Consider the following 17873-nt stretch of genomic DNA (forward strand, 5'->3'; position numbering starts at 1 on the left):
TCTACATCCTCGCCGGCCGCTACTTCGTGCGTGGCCTGATGGCGGGCGCAGTCAAAGGGTAACCCATGGCTTTCCTCGAAATCTCCGGCCTCAGAAAGCGCTTCGGCGCCGTCGACATCCTCAAGGGGATCGACCTCGAACTCGAAAAGGGCGGCTTCCTGGTGCTGGTCGGCCCGTCCGGCTGCGGCAAGTCGACCCTGCTCAACACCATTGCCGGACTGGAAACGATCACGTCGGGCGAGATCCGGATCGACGGGCGCCCGGTCAACGGTCTGCATCCTTCCAAGCGCGACATCGCCATGGTGTTCCAGTCCTATGCGCTCTATCCGAACATGACGGTGGCGGGCAACATCGCCTTCGGCATGGAGATGCGCGGCGTGCCGCCACAGGAGCGCAAGCAGGCGATCGACAAGGTCGCCAAGGTGCTGCAGATCGGTCATCTGCTCGACCGCAAGCCGAGCCAGCTGTCGGGCGGCCAGCGCCAGCGCGTCGCCATGGGCCGGGCGCTGGTGCGCGATCCCAAGCTCTTCCTGTTCGACGAGCCGCTTTCCAACCTCGACGCCAAGCTGCGCGTCGACATGCGCATCGAGATCAAAAGGCTGCATCAGGCGACCGGCAAGACCATCGTCTACGTCACCCACGACCAGATCGAGGCGATGACGCTCGCCACCCGCATCGCCGTCATGAAGGACGGCATCGTCCAGCAGTTCGGAACGCCCGCCGAGATCTACAACAATCCCGCCAACATGTTCGTCGCAGACTTCATGGGATCACCCGCGATGAACTTGCTTGCCGGAACAATTGAAAACGGCGCGGGCGGGCTCACGGTGTCGCTGGAGCGGCCGAATGCCGCGCCGCTCAAGCTGCCCGTCATGGCGGCCAATAACGGCCTCAACTCCTATGCCGGCCGGCAGGTGGTCTTCGGTATCCGGCCGGAAGCGCTGACCGATCTCGACGGCGCCGATCGCAAGGCGCGGTCGCTGACCGAGGGCGATTGCCTGATCGAGGTGATCGAGCCCGCCGGTTCCGACACCTTCGCCGTCACCAAGCTCGGCGGCAAGGAAGTCGTGGCCCGCCTGCGCGCCGATGCCGGCATAGCGCCCGGCCAGAGCGCCCGCCTTGCCTTCAATCTCGACAAGGCGGTGTTCTTCGATCCGGAAAGCCAGCTCAGGATTTCGTGATCGCCGTCAGGCGACAGCCGTCACGTTAAGCGTCACCGGCGCAAAACGCGAGGAGACGGCCTCGACGGTGATTTCGCCGGTCAGTCCCGTCGCCTCCAACCAAAAGCCTGATGTGCCGCCTTGCAACGGCACGTTGACCGGGCCGACGATCTTTGCCGGTCCATGCACCTTCAGCGAAATGCTGTCGTTCATGAACGGCAGGCGCTGGCCGCATTGATCGAGCGCGCGGATGATGACACGGGTGCTATCGCGTTCGCGGGCTTTCAGCGTGCGGCTGTCGGCAACGATTTCCAGCGTCGTCGGCAGGGGATCGGCCGCGAGCGTCAGGCTCGCCACCGCCTGGCCGCCGATATAGCCGGTCAAGGTGCCGTCGATCCATTCGAGGCCCCAGGTGCCGAGTTCGTCTGCGGTGAAGTGCCGGTGGTCGAGCACGATGGGCGGATGCGGCAGGTGCGGATAGTTCTCGCGGTCCGGACCGATGCGCTTGGACAGCGCGCCGTATTGCAGCTCCACCTCGTCGCAATTGGTCAGGATGATCAGCGGCAGCACGCCGCCGATATTGCGCTCGCCGCGCGCCCAGAAGGTCGCCGGCTTCATGACGATCTCCTCGGACGGGTCGCACTGGCTGATATAAGCATAGGCCGCGAATTTCGGCTCGCGGAACATGTCCATGACGCCGTGATAGCAGATGCGGTCGCCGGAGCCGAAATCCTTGTGGGTGTTGTAATCGAACATGCACCAGCCGATCGCACCCGAAATATCCGGATCGCCATAGGCGGCATTCAGCACTTCCAGGTGACGGCGCACATGCTCGGCCTGGCGCTGTTCCTGGTCATAGATCTTCGTCGGGTGCATGTGGCCGTTGAACTCGGTGATGAGGTACGGCACCTTCTGCGACAGGCCGGTATTTTCCTGCTGGCCGCGTAGCGCCGTGCGCGGGCGATTGGCGCCCGGCAGTTCTTCATTGCCAAGGATGAAATCGTTCATCGTGTAGACGTCTTCGAGCAACTCGCTCTCGGTGATATACCGCACGCCGCCGGTCTGGCGGGTGCTGTCAAGCTCGCGGGCGAGGCGATTGGTCTCGACGTAGAAGTCGTGGCTGTCCTGCGACTCGTTGATGCGCACGCCCCAGATGATGATCGAGGGATGGTTCCAGTCGCGCTCGATCATGCGCCGGACGTTCTCGATCGATTCCTTCTGCCAGTCGGCATCGCCGATATGCTGCCAGCCGGGAATTTCCTCGAAGACGAGCAGGCCGATCGCATCGCAGCGATCGAGGAACCATTTCGATTGCGGATAATGCGAAGTGCGGACGATATTGCACTTCAGCACCGACTTCATGATGTCGGCATCGCGCTCCTGGGCGGAACGGCCGGCGGCATAACCGACATAGGGGAAGGACTGATGGCGGTTGAGGCCGCGCAGTTTCAGCCGCTTGCCATTCAGCAGGAAGCCGTCGGGCGTGAATTCGGCTGTGCGGAAGCCGAAGCGGGTCGAGACACGGTCGGAGCCGTGCTCGGTCCTCAGTTCGACGATGACCTCATAAAGCGTCGGATCGGTGATGTCCCAGAGGTTAATGTTGGTGAGGCCGCCGAAGGAAAGCCTGGTGCGCTCGCCGATCGTTTCGGTTGCAGCGGTGGCGATCACCGTGCCGTCGGCCTGCCTCAGCGTGGCGGTGACGGTCGCCGAGAAGCTGCGGCCCTCGGGATTGGCGATATCGACGCGCACGCTCGCCGACTTTTCCGAGGCAAGAACATCCGTGGTTTCGATCTTGAGATTGCGGATCGAGACGGGGTCGGTGACCTTCAGCCAGACGTCGCGATAGATGCCGGCATAAGTGAGATAATCGATGCGGCCGCCGAAGGGCGGAATGGCAGGGTTTTCGCTGCCGTCGATTTTGACGGTCACGAGGTTCTCGCCCTTGATGAGCTTACCGGTCAGGCGGGCCTCGAAGGGAGTGTAGCCGTCCTTGTGGACGATGATTTCCTCGCCGTTCAGATAGACGACGCTGTCGGCCATGGCGGCGTCGAAGACGAGCGAGACCTCGCGGTCCTCGAATTCCGGCAGCCAGCGCAGCATCTTCTGATAGGTGAAGGCGCGCTGATAGCTGGTTTCGTCGAAATAGTTGAAGGGCAGTTCGACGGCGGTATGCGGCAGGCTGACCATTTTGGCGGCGTCGAAGTTTTCGAGCAGACGCTGGCCGAAGCCTTCGTGGAAACTCCAGCCTTCGTTGAAGGAAAGGACGGAACGCATTCAGGCTCTCCCGCTCATGGCATCAGGAGCCGTGCGGCGCGCCTCGGCGCGTGAAAATCGGATCATCGTCTATTCCTCCTTGATGCAATAAGGCGCGGCCGCTTCAGCGCTTCGCGTCAAATCTGATTCATGCGACGCGTTTAGCGTTTTTCAGCGATGCCGTCATCCGCAACCATTTCACATGGGCTAATGAGATGCGTTAGGCGGTCGAGCCCCAGCGGGGCGTGCAGGTGAGTGTGATGCTGTGCGGTCCTTCGATCCCGGCGTCATGGCGCTCGATCAGTTCGACCACAGCATCGATGAAGGCGACGTGGTCGAGGCTCAGCGTGGTGAGATCATTGCAATCCCAGGCTGCCATGGCGATGCCATCCTGGCCGACGATGGCGATATCGCCGGGCGTATTCCGGCCGAGCACGCGGCGCGCCGCATCGCGCGCGCCGATCGCCATGACGTCGTTGCCTGAGATGATGACGTCGACCTTGTCGCGGTGCAGCAGCAGCACGGCTTCCTTGAAGCCGGAATCATAGGAATAATCGCCGAAGGCCTGTGCTTCGAAGGCGAGGCCGCGCTTAGCGAGCGCCTCGGCGAACCACCTGCGCCTCAGCTTGTCGATCCAGCTCGAATTGGTGCCGGAGAGATAGGCAAAGCGTTTCTTGCCGTCGCGGACGATCTTGTCGATGATCGCGTCTGCGGCGGCGGAGCCGTCGATGCGGATCGAGGAGACGTTTTCGTTTTCGAGCGGCTCGAAGGAGACGATGATCGGCTTCGTCGTATGGAAGATATCGACGGCGTCCTGCATCGACACCATGTCGGAAAAAATGACGACGTGATCCACCTGATAGGTGGAGGCAAGCCGCATCAGCTGCAGCCGGTCGGAATGATCGGCGCAGCAGAGGATGATCGGCAGCAGCTGTCTTGCCTGGAGACGGTGGACGAGAAGCTGCTGTTCCTCGGCCTCGCAAGGATTGCCGATCGCGTTGACGACGAGGGCGACGAGCCGCGAGCGCTGATTGTTCAGCGAACGGGCGATGGCGTTCGGCTGATAGCCATATTCGCGGGCGACGGCGAGGATGCGGTCGCGCGTTGCCCTGCCGATGCGCGAATCCGGCGAGAAGGCGCGGGAAATGGTGGCGGAGGAGACGCCGGCGAGCTTGGCCAGTTCCTTCGAAGTGATCCGCCGTTTGTTCGTTCCGCTCATCTTCAGTGCCTGTCAGGCGGCGATTCTGACGGAGGCGCCGCCGGCCGCTGCCGATTCCTTGATTGCATCCCAGAGCCTAGCGAATCTGAGGCCCATTTCAACGGAGCCGGAGTTTTCCATTTTACCATCGCGAATGGCGAGGAAATTCTTCATCGGATTGCCGAGAATTTCGGCTTCCTCGCGGGGCTCGGCGGTGCGGCCGACACTGATCTCACGCCAGCCGCCCCAAGCGTCGATGCGCACGATTGCTTTCGAATAGAAGAAGGTGATGTGGGAGGCGCAGCCGGGCGGGCCGTCGCCGGCGGCCGTCAGTGTCGCCAGCGCGCCGTTCTTCAGCCGGGCGGAGACGGCGGTGGCGATGTCGATGGTCTTGCCGTGATTGGCCATGTAGGCCGAGACGCTGTCGAAATCGGAATTGGCGAGCAGGCAGACGGTGTTCATCATATGGGCGCCGGTATCGAACATGAAGCCGCCGCCTGATATCTCCGGCTGCTGCTTCCAGTGGCCGTCATAGTTGGACGACCAGCTTTCCCAGATCATGCCCGATATGGCGATCAGTTCGCCAAACTCGCCGGCCAGCGCCCGCCTGCTTGTGTCGAGCACGAGCGGCGACAGGCCGCCCTGAAAGGCGGTGACAATGGTGACGCCGCTCTTCTTCTGCGCGGCGATCAGCCGCTCGGCCTCGGCGACCGTCGTCACCATCGGCTTTTCCAGGAAGAGATCGAGGCCGGCCTCGGCGACGGCGGTCGCCTGCTCGGCATGGAAGGCATGTGGGGTGGAGATATAGACGATATCCAGTTCGCTCCTCATGGCAGCGAGCATCGCGCGATAATCCTCGAAGCTTTTCGGTTCGGGCGCGCCTGCGGCGAGGCAGACGTCGATCAGGCGTTGGCGTGACGCGGCCGTCGTGTCCGCCAGTGCCGCGAATTCGATCTCCGGCATCCTTGCCCAGCTCTCGGCGTATTCCGCCGCCTTCAATCCTGCGCCGATGACGCCGAGGCGCAATTTCTGAGTCATGAAACTCCTCCCTCAATCAAGTGTGCACACGATTACACAAATGCACTTCCGTACGCAAGTCTTAAATAATTGAAATAAATCAATGGATTAGACTTCGAAATCGAATCTTTTCAAAATCTGCCTTGCCAGTGATTGGAATGCGTGTACATTTTCGCCGGCGGTGCTGGAGGGCGCCGTATCTCTAAAAGAGGGAGGACTTTCGTTGAGGAAGACGGTTCTTGGTGGCCTGTGCGCCATTCTGCTGAGCGCGGTTTCAACGCTGGCGCAGGCTGAGACAATCCGAATTGCCAATCACGGTCAGGCCGGCATCGACGCGATGAAGTCGACGGTCGAGCGGATCGAAAAGAAATACGGCGTGACCGTCGAGGTCGTCGAATATCCGGCGCCCGATAAGGACTACCTGACCAAGCTGCTGACCGAGCTCGGCGCCGGCAATGCGCCCGACCTGTTCTCCATTCCGACGACGGCTGCTGTCGCCGACATGGTGGAAGCGGGCTACCTCGCGCCGATCACCGAGCAGTTCAAGGCCTGGGACGGTTATGCCAATCTTTATGACGTCGCCAAGCAGCTTGCCGTCAGCCCGGATGGCGAGACCTATGTGATGCCGTTCATGCTCGGCATCCAGGAAATCTATTACCGCAAGGACGTTCTCGAAAAGGCCGGCATCTCGACCGAACAGCCGAAGACCTGGCAGGAGCTTCTCGACCGCGCGGCTGAGATCAAACAGAAGACCGGCGCCTACGGCCTGCTCTTCCCAGCCGGCGTCTCCTGGGGCAGCGGCGCTTTCGACGAAGGCTTCCAGCACTTGCTCGTCGGCTCCAAGACGCCGCAGCTGGTCGATGCGGACGGCAAGCTCGATCTCAACGGTGAAGGCATCAAGGATGTCTTCAACGTCTACAAGGAGCTGATCGACAAGGATCTGATGCCGACGCAGCCGTTGCTCGGGCCTGAGCCCTGGGTCGTGCCGAAGTACCAGATGTTCCCGGCCGGTAAGCTTGCGGCGACCACGTGCGGCTCCTGGTGCTACATTTTCGACTGGGGTCGCGAAAGCAAGAACCCGATTCCCGAGGTGACGAAGGTGGTCGGCACTTGGACGGTTCCCGGCCAGAGCAGCGGCCAATATGTGCTCGCCAATCTGGCGGCGCCGTGGGCAGTCAATGCCAAGTCGGCCAATACAGAGCTTGCGATCAAGGCGCTGATGGAGATTGGCTCCATCGAAACCCAGGTCTCCTACGCGGCCCGCATCGGCAATATTCCGGCAAGCAAAGATGCGGCCGGGAATGCCGAGTTCCAGAAGCTGACGGAACTCGTTCCGATCCATGCGGCTGCCGAAAACGGTGTGTTCCTCAAGCAGGCTTCCGGCTTCGGCACAGTCTCGGAAGGTGTGGCGCGGGCGACCGAAGCGCTGCTGCGCAAGGAAACCGATGCGGCCGGCGCCCAGAAGATCCTTGTCGACTACGTCAAGGAAACGCTCGGCGACGACATGGTCAAGTAAACGTCCGTTTCTTGCCTTTGCCGGGGCGCGGCGTCGATCGCCGCGTTCCGGTTCATTCGATCAGTTGTGAGCTTCCATGGTCCGAAACTCTCATGAAAAGCGCGCCGAGCGGCAGTGGCTGTTGATTCTGCTGCCTTCGCTGGTGCTGCTTCTGGCCTTCGTCATATATCCGGCCATCTATTCCATCTATCTGAGTTTCACCAACGAGGCCCTGACCGGGGCGGCGGCACTGCGGCCGCGCTTCGTGGGCTTTCGGAATTACGCGCGGCTCTTCCACGACGCAAAATTCTGGAACGCGCTCTTCGTCACTTTCGTCTTCGTCATCGGTTCGGCGGTGATCGGCCAGTTCGTGCTCGGCCTCGTTTCGGCAATGGCGCTGCGCCGGTCGATCCGCTTCCGCAGGATCTTCTCGTCGATCATCCTGCTGCCGAACGCCGCCCCCGAAGTCGTCGCCGGCTTCATGTGGATCTCGATGCTGGCCGGCGGCGAGAATGCCACGCTCAGCCGTATCGTCAGCTTTTTCGGCGTCACGCCGGCCGATTGGCTGCAGGTCTTCCCGCTGTCGATGATCATCATCGTCAACACCTGGCGCGGCATCGCCACCGCGATGATCCTGCTGACCGCCGGCCTCAGCACCATTCCGGCGGAGATCTACGAGGCCGCGCGCATGGACGGCGCGACGCCGTCGCAGATGTTCCGCCGTATCACCCTGCCGCTGATGATGCCGACGATCCTGCTCTACATGCTGATCTCGGCCGTCTCGACCATCGCCGTCTTCGGCCTCGTCTATGCGCTGACGCGCGGCGGACCGGGCGGAGCGACCGAAGTCGTCAGCATCTATATCTACAACCAGTCCTTTACGGCGTTTCAGCTCGGATATGGCGCGGCGGTCGCCGTCGTCGCCCTCATCATCTCGCTGATATTGGGCATCGCTTATGTCCGGGCCATGAAGGTGGAGGTCTGACATGGGCGTCGTTTCCCCGAGCGAGACCGCAAACAAGGGCCGTTCCGACCTCATCGCCTATGCGACGCTGTCGCTGATCTCGATCTTCTGCGCCGTGCCTTTCTTCTGGGTGTTGCTCGCCTCCTTCGACGGCAATGCGCGGCTCTTCCTGCATTGGCCGCAGCAGTGGACCTTCGCCAATTATGTCAGGGTCTTCACCAAGGAGGACGGAGCGAAATGGCTGTTCAATTCGCTCTTCGTGGTCGGCAGCGCCACGCTGCTCGTCATGGTGCTTGCAGGCCTCGGCGGTTATGCGCTGTCGCGCACGCGGGCCTGGTGGAAGCTGCCCTTCCTCTATGCCATCCTGCTGATCCGCGTGCTGCCGCCGACGGCGCTCGTCGTGCCGCTCTACAAGTTCCTGCTGACTTTGAACAACGCCGAAGCGGCGGTGCTGAGGCCGATCTTCGGCAGCTATGCGCGTGACATCATGCGCTGGACCGGCTTCATCGACGGTTATCTCGGACTGATCCTGGTGCTCGCGACGATGCAATTGCCGCTGGCGCTCTGGATCATGAAGACCTTCTTCGACGGGCTGCCGAGGGATTACGAAGAGGCGGCGTTGATGGACGGAGCAACGCTGATCCAGCGCATCCGCCGGGTGCTGATCCCGCTGGCGCTGCCGGGGCTTGCCGCCGCCGGGCTGTTTGCCTTCATGTCGGCCTGGGGCGATTTCCTGCTGCCGCTGATCTTTCTCTCGTCGCCGGAGCTGCAGACGCTGCCGCTCGGTCTCTTCCGCGCCTTCTTGCGCATCAACGAGATCGATTACGGCCTGCTGACTGCACTCGCCTTCATCTATCTGCTGCCCGCCGTCGTCGCCTTCGGCTTTGCGCGGCGCTTCCTCGTCCAGACGTTCTCGGGCGGTGTGAAGGGCTGAGATCAAGAAAGAGAAACGGATGATCACTCTCAGAAACGTTCGCAAGTTCTACGGCGCGCTCGAGGTCATCAAGGGCGTCGACATCACCGTTGAGGACGGGGAATTCGCCGTCTTCGTCGGCCCGTCCGGATGTGGCAAGTCGACCCTTCTGCGCATGATCGCCGGCCTCGAGGGTATCGATGAAGGCGACCTCATCCTCAACGGCAAGCGCATCAACGACGTGCCGCCCGACAAGCGCGGCATCGCCATGGTGTTCCAGTCCTATGCGCTCTATCCGCATATGACGGTCGCGGAAAATATCGGTTTCTCGCTCAGCCTGAAGAAGGTGCCTGAAGCGGAAATCCGCAAGCAGGTCGAAGCTGTCGCCGAGATCCTGCAGCTGACCGACTACCTCGATCGGAAGCCCGCGGCCCTTTCCGGCGGCCAGCGCCAGCGCGTGGCGATCGGCCGCGCCATCATCAAGAAGCCGTCGCTGATCCTGTTCGACGAGCCGCTGTCGAACCTCGATTCAGCACTCCGGGTGCAGATGCGCGCCGAGCTGCAGCGCCTGCCCCGCGAGCTGAAGGCGACCGTCGTCTACGTCACTCACGACCAGGTGGAAGCAATGACGATGGCCGACCGTATCGTCGTGCTGAACAAGGGTGTCGTCGCCCAGCAGGGCGCACCGATGGAGCTCTATCATCAGCCGGACAACGAGTTCGTGGCGACCTTCATCGGTTCGCCGAAGATGAATGTGCTGGCGATGACGGCGACACGCCGGGATGCCGGCACTGTTCGTCTGGAAAGCCCGCTCGGCCTTGCCATCGATCTGCCGGATGGGAACGGCGCTGTGCCGCAGGGCGAGGCGAAGCTCGGCATCCGGCCGGAGCATCTGAAGCTCGCGTCGGAGGGGCAGGGCGATTTTTCCGCCGAGGTGGTCATTGTCGAGCGGCTTGGCGTCGAGACCTATCTGACGGTCGGTTCGCAGCAGCAGCCGATCGTCGTGCGCGCGGAGGGTGACATGACCATCCGTCCGGGCGACCGCGTGTCGCTGACGGCCGAGCGGGCCGCCTGCCATCTGTTTGATTCCGCCGGCCGGGTGATCCGTCCGGCTCAAGCCTGAAACATCGACGCCAAAACATTGAGGACTGGCATGACAATCAAGGTCACGATCTGGAACGAGGGACGCCACGAGCAGGTTCACAAGGAGGTCCAGGATATCTATCCGGATCGTATCGACGGCGCGATCGCCGCCGGTATTGCCCATCCGGATTTCGAAATCCGCCGCGGCACGCTCGACGATCCTGAAGAAGGACTGCCGGACTCGGTGCTCAACGATACCGACGTGCTGCTCTGGTGGGGGCATATGGCGCATGAGGAGGTCAGCAACGGGCTGATCGATCGCGTGCAGCAACGCGTGCTGAAGGGCATGGGCCTGCTGGTGCTGCATTCCGGCCACCACTCCAAGCTCTTTCGCCGGCTGATGGGCACGAATGCCAATCTCTCCTGGCGCGAGACGCCGGATGGCGACCTGGAGCGCGTCTGGGTGGTCAATCCGTCGCATCCGATCGCGGAGGGTTTGCCGCCCTATTTCGAGGTCAATGCCTCGGAAATGTACGGCGAACCCTTCGACATCCCCCAGCCGGACGAGCTGGTGTTCATCTCATGGTATTCCGGCGGCGAGGTGTTCCGCAGCGGATGCACGTTCCAGCGCGGCCGCGGCCGCATCTTCTTCTTCAGCCCCGGTCACGAGACCTACCCGATCTATCACGACAAGATCGTGCATAAGGTCATTTCCAACGGCATTCGCTGGGCGCGGCAGAAACACACGGATGGCCGCATCCTGGAGAACTGGCACCGCGCCGAGCCGCTGCACGGCAGGCCAGCCGCAGTGAAGGCCTGAAGCCGCGCGCATTTCGGCGGCGCGCCGATCCTTACGGATATTGCGCGCCGTTCGTTTTGGTATAGATCGAATAGACAGAGCGCGTCGCGGTGATGAAGAGCCGGTTTTTCTTGGGGCCGCCGAAGGTGAGATTGGACACCGTCTGCGGCACTCTGATCTTTCCGAGCAGGGTTCCATCCGGCGAAAAGCAGTGCACACCGTCGGACGCGCTTGTCCAAAGATTGCCGCTGACATCGAAGCGGAAACCGTCCGGGTTGCCGACGTCGAGGCTGCAGAAATAGCGGCCATTCGTGAGCCTTTTGCCATCGACGACGTCGAAAACTCTTATATGGCGCGGCACTTCATGCTTGGCCGAGCCGGAATCGGCAATGTAGAGCTTCGTCTCATCGGGCGAGAAGGCGAGGCCGTTCGGCTGGATGAAATCCTCGACGACGGCTTCGATCGCGCCGCTGGCGGGGTCGATGCGGTAGACATTGCGGGTCAGCTGCTCGGGCTCGGCCTTGTGACCCTCATAATCGGACAGGATGCCGTAGGTGGGATCGGTAAACCAGATCCCACCGTCGGAATGCACGACGACGTCGTTCGGCGAGTTCAGCCGCTTGCCCTTGTAGCTGTCGGCGAGAACGGTGATGGCGCCATCCGGCTCGGTGCGGGTGACGCGGCGGCCGCCATGTTCGCAGGAGACGAGCCGGCCCTGCCGGTCGCGGGTATTGCCGTTGACGTAGTTGGAGGGCGAGCGGAAGACCGAGACGGTTCCATCCGGCATCCAGCGCATGATGCGTTCGTTCGGGATGTCGCTCCAGAGCAGGCAGTTCAGGTCGGAAAACCAGACCGGGCCTTCCGTCCAGCGGCAGCCGGAATAGAGCTCCTCGAGGACTGCGCTGCCGATGACCAGAGCGCCGAAGCGCTCGTCGCGGATGTCGTAAAGCGGATTGTCGGCCACGCCGGTTTCCTCCCTGAATGCTGCTGACCTTTTCCTAGCGGCAAATACCGGCAGGTGCCAGAGCCCGGCGGGGGAAATGCCGGGCTCAGTTTCTTAGAGAGCGGCGACCGGATGCGGCGAGCCGTCATAAGCACCCCAGATCGACTGGTCGAAGCAGATGACCGAGCCGGTCATAAGGCCGGATTCGGCAGATGACAGATAAGCGCAGGCGCGCGCTACCTCATGCGGATCGACGAGACGGCCGAAGGGCTGGCCGGCGGCCGCCTTCTCCAGCCAGTCGGCGGGTGCGTCGTGATATTCGCGCTGAATCCGGTCTTCGCCTTCCGAGGCCATCCAGCCGATGTTGAGGCCATTGACGCGGATGCGGTTGCGCAGCAGCGCATAGGCCGTGTTCTTCGTCAGCGTTTCCAACGCGCCCTTGGAGGCGCAATAGGCGGCGATGAAGGGTTGGCCCGCCTTGGCCGACATGGAGCCGATGTTGACGACGGTTCCCTCGGTCTTTTCCCTACGCATGATGTTCACCGTCTCCTGCATCAGGAAGAACGGCGCCCGCACGTTGACGGCGAACATCGCGTCGAAGAGTTCCGGGCTGGTGTCGAGAATGGTGCCGCGGTCGGTGATGGCGGCGGCATTGACGAGCGCATCGACACGGCCGAAGGCCTCATCGCAGGCATGCACGACATTCCTGCAGTCTTCGACCTTGCCGAGGTCGGCCTTGACGTAGACGACCCGCGTGCCGGTGGCGGCGGAAATCTCGGCGGCCTTCGCCTTGCCCTTGGCTTCGTTGCGCCCGCAGATGACGATGCCTTCCGCGCCGCGTTCGGCGAAAAGACGGGCAATGGCGGCGCCCAGCCCTTGCGTGCCGCCGGTGACGATGGCGATCTTGCCGTCGAGGCGGCCGTGGTCTGTGCTCATGTGGTTCCTCCTTGGTGATATGTAAATGGCCTCCGGCGTGCGGGAGGAGGCTATGGCAGTGCGGGTGGCCCCCTCATCCGCCCTACGAGCACCTTCTCCCCGCTGGGTAGAAGGGGGAATCGAGACGGCGCGGCAAGTCTCTTCTCCCCTTGGGGGTCCGAAGGACGGGTCGAGACCGGTGGCTCGACCCAGGTAAAGGTGCCGGTAGGCGGATGAGGGGGCTCCAGTCTCCAAGTTCAGCTCAATTTCTTCCTCGCCTGCTCGGCAAGCGCTGCCGTAAAGGCTTCGTCGCTCCAGCCTTCCCGCAGCGCCTCGTGCATCAGCTGCGCCTGTGTCTTCGGCGCCAGGCCGCCGAGCGGCGGGTCGCGGTCGAGATTGGTGGGGAAGGAGTAGCCTTCGGCGCAGGCTGCGACGGCATTGGCGATTTCGTTGGCGGACAGCTTGCCCTGCAATGTTTTCAACGCGGGAAAGAGGGCGGCGCTCATCCTTTCGCGGTTGACGGTTTCCATAGCGCGGCCGAAGGCGGAGGAAACCTGCAGGAGGTTGGCGACGCGCTTGATGTCGGCCGAGCGATTGGTGCCGGCGGCGTGGAAGAGTGCCGGATTGAAAAAGACGACGTCGCCTTTTTCGAGCGGCAGCTGCACATGGTTGGCTTCGAAATAATCCCGGAATTCTTGACGTTTCAGCGCGAGATAACCTGGCACATAGGTCTGGCTGTGCGGCAGGAAGAGCGTCGGGCCGCTTTCGAGCGGCATGTCGCAATGGGCGACCGCACCTTGGAGCGTCAGTACCGGCGAGAGCCGATGCACATGCGCCGGAAACTGCTCGATCACCTGAGACGACTGGAAGCCGAGATGGTAGTCGCGATGCGCCGACTGCGCCGCACCGCCCGGATTGACGCGGTTGACCTGCGCCGTCATCTGGTAGCTCGGGCCGAGCCAGGCTTCGCTCGCCAGAGCGATGATGGCATTGCCGTAATATTCGGCGAAATTTTCGGGATCGGCGAGGCAATGCTTCTCCAGGGAATTCCAGATACGGTCGTTCGCGCCAGGCTTGGCGAAGTGATCGCCGCCGCCGGTCGATGTGCGGTGCTGCTCCTCGATGATCGCATCGAAGATGGCGCTGGCGCGGTCGATGATGCCGGTGTCCTCGTAAGCACGCCTGAACACCACGACGCCGGGACCTTCGCCGAAGGCCTCGCAGATCTCAGCCAGTACGGCGCGCCGGCCTTCCGGCGCTGAGGCGGCTTCCATCACCTTGCGGCTGTCGTAGATCAGGACATTCCGTTCCACTGCCGAGGCCGTCGGAAAATCGGCAAGCACGGTGTTTTTTTCTGCAAGTCTGCGAAAATCTTCAAGATCGCAGGCGTCTTCGCTCAGCCAGACGCGGTCAGCGCGCATTTTCTGCTGGTTGTCCGTTTTCATCAGGTGCTCCTCCCTGTTTTCGATGGAGGCACTATACGCCGCGCTGTTCGGTGATGTAGATCAGGAATCCATCAAAAAACCATCAGGACGGCTTGTGGCACGCACCTTTCTCGTCAAGGACATCGCCTTTCAGGCAGGATTGAGCACTGCCACCGTCGACAGGGTTCTGAACGGCCGGCCGGGTGTGCGCCAGCAAACGGAAATGCGGGTGAGGGCGGCGATCGTCGAGCTGGAAAAGCAGCAGGCAGGCGCGATCGGCAGCGGCCGCACGCTGGCGATCGATATCGTCATGGAGACGCCGCAACGTTTCAGCGACGCCGTATGCGCCGCCTTCGAAGCCGAGATGGCCGCCTTTCTGCCCGGCGTCTTTCGCTGCCGCTTCCATTTCGCCGAGGTGATGAAGCCGGCCGAGCTGGTCCAGCTTCTCGATCGCATCCGGCTGCGCGGCACGCATGGTATCGTGCTCAAGGCGCCAGACGTTGCGGAAGTGGCGGCCGCCGTTGCCCGGGCGGATGCGGCCGGGATTCCCGTGGTGACGCTGGTGACCGATCTTCCGAATTCGTCGCGCATCGCCTATGCCGGCGCGGACAACCGCGCGGCTGGAGAGACCGCTGCCTATCTCATCGGCGAGGTGCTCGGGAACCACGGCGGCAAGGTGCTGGTGACGTTGTCGAGCGGGCGGTTCCGCGGCGAGGAAGAGCGCGAAATCGGCTTTCGCCGGGTCATCCGCGCCCATTATGCCGGGGTCGGTATCACCGAAATCAGCGAGGGACACGGCACCGATGCCGCGACGGGAACGCTTGCGGCGGTAGCGCTTGCGGCTGATCCCGATATCAACGCCGTCTATTCGATCGGTGGCGGCAACCGGGCGGTGCTGGCCGCCTTCGATGCTGCCCATCGTCCGGTCCGCGTCTTCGTCGCCCATGACCTCGATGCCGACAACCGGGCGCTGCTTTCGGCACGCCGCATCGGTTTCGTGCTGCATCACGATCTCAGAACCGATGCGCGTTCGGCCTTCAGGGCGATCATGGGCCGGGCGACGTCACCGGGGCGGGCGGTTCCGGCCTCGCTTTCATCGGTCGAAATCGTCACGCCCTACAACATGCCCGCCGGCGATTGAGGCGTCGGCGTTCCTTCCGCAGTGATTTTCGGCTACAGCTTGGGCAGAGCAAAGGTGAGCGGCATGGATTACAGCGACGTCAGCACGATTGCGGCCTGGATTACCGAGCAAGGCCTCAAGGGCGTTTCGGAAGCCGAACTGATGACCGGCTTCTGCGCGGCCTGCCGAAACGCCGGGCTGCCGCTCGACCGCGGTCTGGCGCTGATGGATACGCTGCATCCCGTGCATGAGGGCCGCGCCTTCCGCTGGGACAGCGTCGAGGAGATCGAAACCGAATTCGAATATGGTCCGACGAGCTCCGGCGAAGCGGCGGCGAACTGGCAGCGCTCGGCCTTCTATCATCTTTGGTCCGGTAACGAGCGGGAGGTACGCCGACGCCTGGGCTTCGGCGATCCGACCGATTTCAGCATGCTCGACAAGATTGCCGAAGCCGGTCACACAGATTTCGTGGCGATGATGCATCGCTTCAACGAAGCCGGCACGATCGGCGAAATGGATTGCTTCTTCTCGCATTTCGCAACCAGACATCCGCAGGGCTTTTCCGATCACGATCTCGCCATCCTGCGCAAGCTGGTGCCGGTTCTCGGATTGGCGATCAAATGCATCGCGCTCGGGCGCATCGCCCGCACCATTGCGGAAGTCTATCTCGGCGAAGATGCGGCGCGCCAGGTGATGGAAGGAAAGATCAGCCGCGGCAAGTCCGAGCGGATTTCAGCCGCACTCTGGTTTTCCGATTTGCTGAACTATACCAAGATCTCCGACCGCGTGCCCCCGGAGGAAATCATTCCGCTGCTCAACGATTACAGCGAGGTGGCGATCTCGGCGATTCATGAGGCGGGCGGCAACGTCCTGAAGCTGATCGGCGACGGCGTGCTCGCCATCTTCAAGGGCGAGGTGCCGGCCGAGACCTGTCGCGCGGCGCTCAGCGCCGAATCGCTGCTGCGGGAGAAGCTCGTCACGTTGAATGCCGCGCGCGCGGCTGACGGCAGGCCGACGACGGATGTCTATATCGGCCTGCATATCGGCGATGTCTTCTACGGCAATATCGGCAGCCAGGACCGGCTGGACTTCACCGTCATCGGCCCGGCCGTCAACGAGGTCAGCCGGATCGCTTCGATGTGCCGCTCGGTCGACCTCAACCTGTTGATCTCCTCCGACTTCGCCGCGGCCATCCCGGAAGAGGAGCGCGCCGCGCTCGCCTGCGTCGGGCGTTATGCGCTGCGCGGCGTGCAGCGCGCGCAGGAACTCTACACCTTGGAAAGCGCACGGCTGGGCGATTGACCGTCTGGCGATGCGGGCTCTACCGCAGCAAGCCCTGGCCGCCGTCGATCCAGATCGGCGTGCCGGTAATGTGCCGGGCCCGTTCGGAGGCGAGGAAGAGGATGGTTTCGGCGACATCCTCGCTTTTGCCCGCCTTGCCGCCTGCGATCGGGATATCGCCTTCCGGCCAGATGACCGGAACCTCGGTTTCCTCACGGCCACGGCTGGCGGTATTGGCGTTGATATTGGTTTCGATCTCGCCGGGGCAGACGGCATTGACGCGGATGCCGTGCCGGCCGAGTTCCAGAGCGAGCTGCTGGACCATGGCGACCTGGCCGGCCTTGGTGGCCGTGTAGGCGGTGGCGCCCGGCGTGGTGAAGGTGCGGGTGCCGTTGATCGAGGAGACGACGATAATCGAGCCGCCGCGACGCTTCAAATGCGGAACCGTCAGATGCAGGGTCAGATAGGTGCCGCGCAGATTGACGGCGATCGTCTTGTCCCACTCGTCCGGCTTCAGATCGTCAATCGGAGCCCAGACGCCGTTGATCCCGGCATTGGCGACGACGATGTCGAGGCCGCCGAAGCTATCCGCAAGTTTCTGCACGGCCGCGCGCATCTGAGCTTCGTCGCTGGTGTCGGCCGTCAGCGCGATCGCCTCGCCACCGGCCGCCTTGATCTCGGCGCAGGTCTTTTCGACCTCGTCCGCCGTGCGGCTCAAAGCTGCGACCCTTGCTCCCTCGGCAGCAAGCCTTAACGCGGCTGCCTTGCCGATGCCGGAACCGGCGCCCGTCACCAATGCGATCTTTCCCTTCAGCTCCATCAGCGGCCCTCCTTGACGTTCTGCCGTATGCCAATGTCCGGCACGGCAGTTGGTTCCGGATGAGGGCGGGCCGTCGCGCTTATCTCAGCAGCGTCGGCTTTAAGGCCCATTTCTCCGGCCCATGGACGGCGGCAAAGAGCAGGCCGGCGAGGAAGGTGAAGTGATCGACGAAGAAGCCGAATTCCGCCTGGTTCTGCTGCCAGTGGGATGGGCCGTGGAAGGCAAAACCGAGGAAGATCACGTAGACGCCTGCGAGCAGGCTCGCTTCGCTGAAGAAGGCGCCCGATATGAAGGCGAGTGCCAGCGCGATCTCGAAGAAGGCCGCGACCCAGGTCAGGAACGTCGCCATCGGAAAACCGGCAGCGGCGATGTAGCCCGATGTCGCGCCGATATCGGCGAACTTGAAGCCGGCGGCCATGAAGAAGATGAAGCTGAAAATGATGCGGGCTGCGATGATTGCGATTGCTCTGGCCATGGAAACCTCCTCT

The 17873-nt window shown here is 62.7% G+C and carries 16 protein-coding genes; 8 read left to right on the forward strand and 8 right to left on the reverse strand.

The genetic code is table 11. The annotated features are described in order from the left end of the window. The first annotated feature begins 65 nt into the window (after positions 1-65). Entirely contained in the window at positions 66-1181 is a 1116-nt protein-coding gene (locus tag ATY76_RS27010; RefSeq protein ID WP_088677732.1) for an ABC transporter ATP-binding protein, read from the forward strand. Between the two features lie 6 nt (positions 1182-1187). On the opposite strand, the gene ATY76_RS27015 is transcribed toward ATY76_RS27010, so the two are convergent. The 3 genes from ATY76_RS27015 to ATY76_RS27025 form a co-directional block, all read right to left on the reverse strand. Further along, complete coding sequence (locus ATY76_RS27015) at positions 1188-3434, reverse strand: glycoside hydrolase family 2 TIM barrel-domain containing protein (RefSeq protein ID WP_088677733.1); 2247 nt, start codon at positions 3432-3434, stop codon at positions 1188-1190. A 199-nt stretch (positions 3435-3633) separates the two neighbouring features. Continuing rightward, on the reverse strand, positions 3634-4632 hold the full coding sequence (locus tag ATY76_RS27020) for a LacI family DNA-binding transcriptional regulator (protein ID WP_088677734.1): 999 nt from the start codon (positions 4630-4632) through the stop codon (positions 3634-3636). 12 nt (positions 4633-4644) lie between these two features. Then, positions 4645-5649: a Gfo/Idh/MocA family oxidoreductase gene (locus ATY76_RS27025; RefSeq protein ID WP_088677735.1), complete on the reverse strand. Its 1005-nt coding sequence runs from the start codon at positions 5647-5649 to the stop codon at positions 4645-4647. A gap of 202 nt (positions 5650-5851) precedes the next feature. On the opposite strand from ATY76_RS27025, the gene ATY76_RS27030 reads away from it, so the two are divergent. From ATY76_RS27030 to ATY76_RS27050, 5 genes are all read left to right on the forward strand, one after another. Next, positions 5852-7144: an extracellular solute-binding protein gene (locus ATY76_RS27030; RefSeq protein WP_088677736.1), complete on the forward strand. Its 1293-nt coding sequence runs from the start codon at positions 5852-5854 to the stop codon at positions 7142-7144. Between the two features lie 76 nt (positions 7145-7220). Next, positions 7221-8108 carry a sugar ABC transporter permease gene (locus tag ATY76_RS27035; protein WP_088677737.1) on the forward strand — a complete coding sequence of 296 codons (888 nt, stop codon included), beginning with the start codon at positions 7221-7223 and terminating at the stop codon, positions 8106-8108. A gap of 1 nt (position 8109) precedes the next feature. Beyond that, the gene (locus ATY76_RS27040) at positions 8110-9021 is read left to right on the forward strand and encodes a carbohydrate ABC transporter permease (RefSeq protein WP_088677738.1); all 912 of its coding nucleotides are present in this window, start codon (positions 8110-8112) and stop codon (positions 9019-9021) included. Positions 9022-9040: 19 nt separating this feature from the next. Continuing rightward, positions 9041-10123 carry a sn-glycerol-3-phosphate ABC transporter ATP-binding protein UgpC gene (gene ugpC / locus ATY76_RS27045; RefSeq protein WP_088677739.1) on the forward strand — a complete coding sequence of 361 codons (1083 nt, stop codon included), beginning with the start codon at positions 9041-9043 and terminating at the stop codon, positions 10121-10123. Between the two features lie 30 nt (positions 10124-10153). Further along, the gene (locus tag ATY76_RS27050) at positions 10154-10903 is read left to right on the forward strand and encodes a ThuA domain-containing protein (RefSeq protein WP_088677740.1); all 750 of its coding nucleotides are present in this window, start codon (positions 10154-10156) and stop codon (positions 10901-10903) included. A gap of 31 nt (positions 10904-10934) precedes the next feature. Here the strand turns inward: ATY76_RS27050 and ATY76_RS27055 are convergent, their stop codons facing one another. The 3 genes from ATY76_RS27055 to ATY76_RS27065 all read right to left on the reverse strand — a co-directional run bounded on the left by ATY76_RS27055 (position 10935) and on the right by ATY76_RS27065 (position 14185). Then, on the reverse strand, positions 10935-11846 hold the full coding sequence (locus ATY76_RS27055) for an SMP-30/gluconolactonase/LRE family protein (RefSeq protein WP_088677741.1): 912 nt from the start codon (positions 11844-11846) through the stop codon (positions 10935-10937). Positions 11847-11939: 93 nt separating this feature from the next. Continuing rightward, the gene (locus tag ATY76_RS27060; protein WP_088677742.1) at positions 11940-12761 is read right to left on the reverse strand and encodes an SDR family oxidoreductase; all 822 of its coding nucleotides are present in this window, start codon (positions 12759-12761) and stop codon (positions 11940-11942) included. 236 nt (positions 12762-12997) lie between these two features. Then, positions 12998-14185, reverse strand: coding sequence for a phytanoyl-CoA dioxygenase family protein (locus ATY76_RS27065; protein WP_088677743.1), 1188 nt, complete (start codon positions 14183-14185; stop codon positions 12998-13000). A gap of 94 nt (positions 14186-14279) precedes the next feature. On the opposite strand from ATY76_RS27065, the gene ATY76_RS27070 reads away from it, so the two are divergent. Continuing rightward, positions 14280-15305 (forward strand): LacI family DNA-binding transcriptional regulator, encoded by a 1026-nt coding sequence (locus tag ATY76_RS27070; RefSeq protein ID WP_088677744.1) that lies wholly within the window; start codon positions 14280-14282, stop codon positions 15303-15305. A gap of 63 nt (positions 15306-15368) precedes the next feature. Continuing rightward, complete coding sequence (locus ATY76_RS27075) at positions 15369-16586, forward strand: adenylate/guanylate cyclase domain-containing protein (protein WP_088677745.1); 1218 nt, start codon at positions 15369-15371, stop codon at positions 16584-16586. A 19-nt stretch (positions 16587-16605) separates the two neighbouring features. On the opposite strand, the gene ATY76_RS27080 is transcribed toward ATY76_RS27075, so the two are convergent. Continuing rightward, positions 16606-17385, reverse strand: a complete 780-nt coding sequence (locus ATY76_RS27080) for an SDR family NAD(P)-dependent oxidoreductase (RefSeq protein ID WP_088677746.1) — start codon at positions 17383-17385, stop codon at positions 16606-16608. A gap of 79 nt (positions 17386-17464) precedes the next feature. After that, positions 17465-17860: a DoxX family protein gene (locus tag ATY76_RS27085; protein WP_088677747.1), complete on the reverse strand. Its 396-nt coding sequence runs from the start codon at positions 17858-17860 to the stop codon at positions 17465-17467. Positions 17861-17873 lie beyond the last annotated feature (13 nt).

It is taken from the genome of Rhizobium sp. R339, from assembly GCF_002211395.1.
Taxonomy (GTDB): Bacteria; Pseudomonadota; Alphaproteobacteria; order Rhizobiales; family Rhizobiaceae; genus Rhizobium.

Excerpts from the sequence above, each read along its gene's own strand:
- ugpC (WP_088677739.1), top strand. The coding sequence starts at position 9,041 with ATGATCACTCTCAGAAACGTTCGCAAGTTCTACGGCGCGCTCGAGGTC.
- ATY76_RS27065 (WP_088677743.1), bottom strand. The coding sequence starts at position 14,185 with ATGAAAACGGACAACCAGCAGAAAATGCGCGCTGACCGCGTCTGGCTG.
- ATY76_RS27035 (WP_088677737.1), top strand. The coding sequence starts at position 7,221 with ATGGTCCGAAACTCTCATGAAAAGCGCGCCGAGCGGCAGTGGCTGTTG.
- ATY76_RS27010 (WP_088677732.1), top strand. The coding sequence starts at position 66 with ATGGCTTTCCTCGAAATCTCCGGCCTCAGAAAGCGCTTCGGCGCCGTC.
- ATY76_RS27020 (WP_088677734.1), bottom strand. The coding sequence starts at position 4,632 with ATGAGCGGAACGAACAAACGGCGGATCACTTCGAAGGAACTGGCCAAG.
- ATY76_RS27015 (WP_088677733.1), bottom strand. The coding sequence starts at position 3,434 with ATGCGTTCCGTCCTTTCCTTCAACGAAGGCTGGAGTTTCCACGAAGGC.
- ATY76_RS27075 (WP_088677745.1), top strand. The coding sequence starts at position 15,369 with ATGGATTACAGCGACGTCAGCACGATTGCGGCCTGGATTACCGAGCAA.
- ATY76_RS27060 (WP_088677742.1), bottom strand. The coding sequence starts at position 12,761 with ATGAGCACAGACCACGGCCGCCTCGACGGCAAGATCGCCATCGTCACC.
- ATY76_RS27085 (WP_088677747.1), bottom strand. The coding sequence starts at position 17,860 with ATGGCCAGAGCAATCGCAATCATCGCAGCCCGCATCATTTTCAGCTTC.
- ATY76_RS27040 (WP_088677738.1), top strand. The coding sequence starts at position 8,110 with ATGGGCGTCGTTTCCCCGAGCGAGACCGCAAACAAGGGCCGTTCCGAC.
- ATY76_RS27025 (WP_088677735.1), bottom strand. The coding sequence starts at position 5,649 with ATGACTCAGAAATTGCGCCTCGGCGTCATCGGCGCAGGATTGAAGGCG.
- ATY76_RS27080 (WP_088677746.1), bottom strand. The coding sequence starts at position 17,385 with ATGGAGCTGAAGGGAAAGATCGCATTGGTGACGGGCGCCGGTTCCGGC.
- ATY76_RS27050 (WP_088677740.1), top strand. The coding sequence starts at position 10,154 with ATGACAATCAAGGTCACGATCTGGAACGAGGGACGCCACGAGCAGGTT.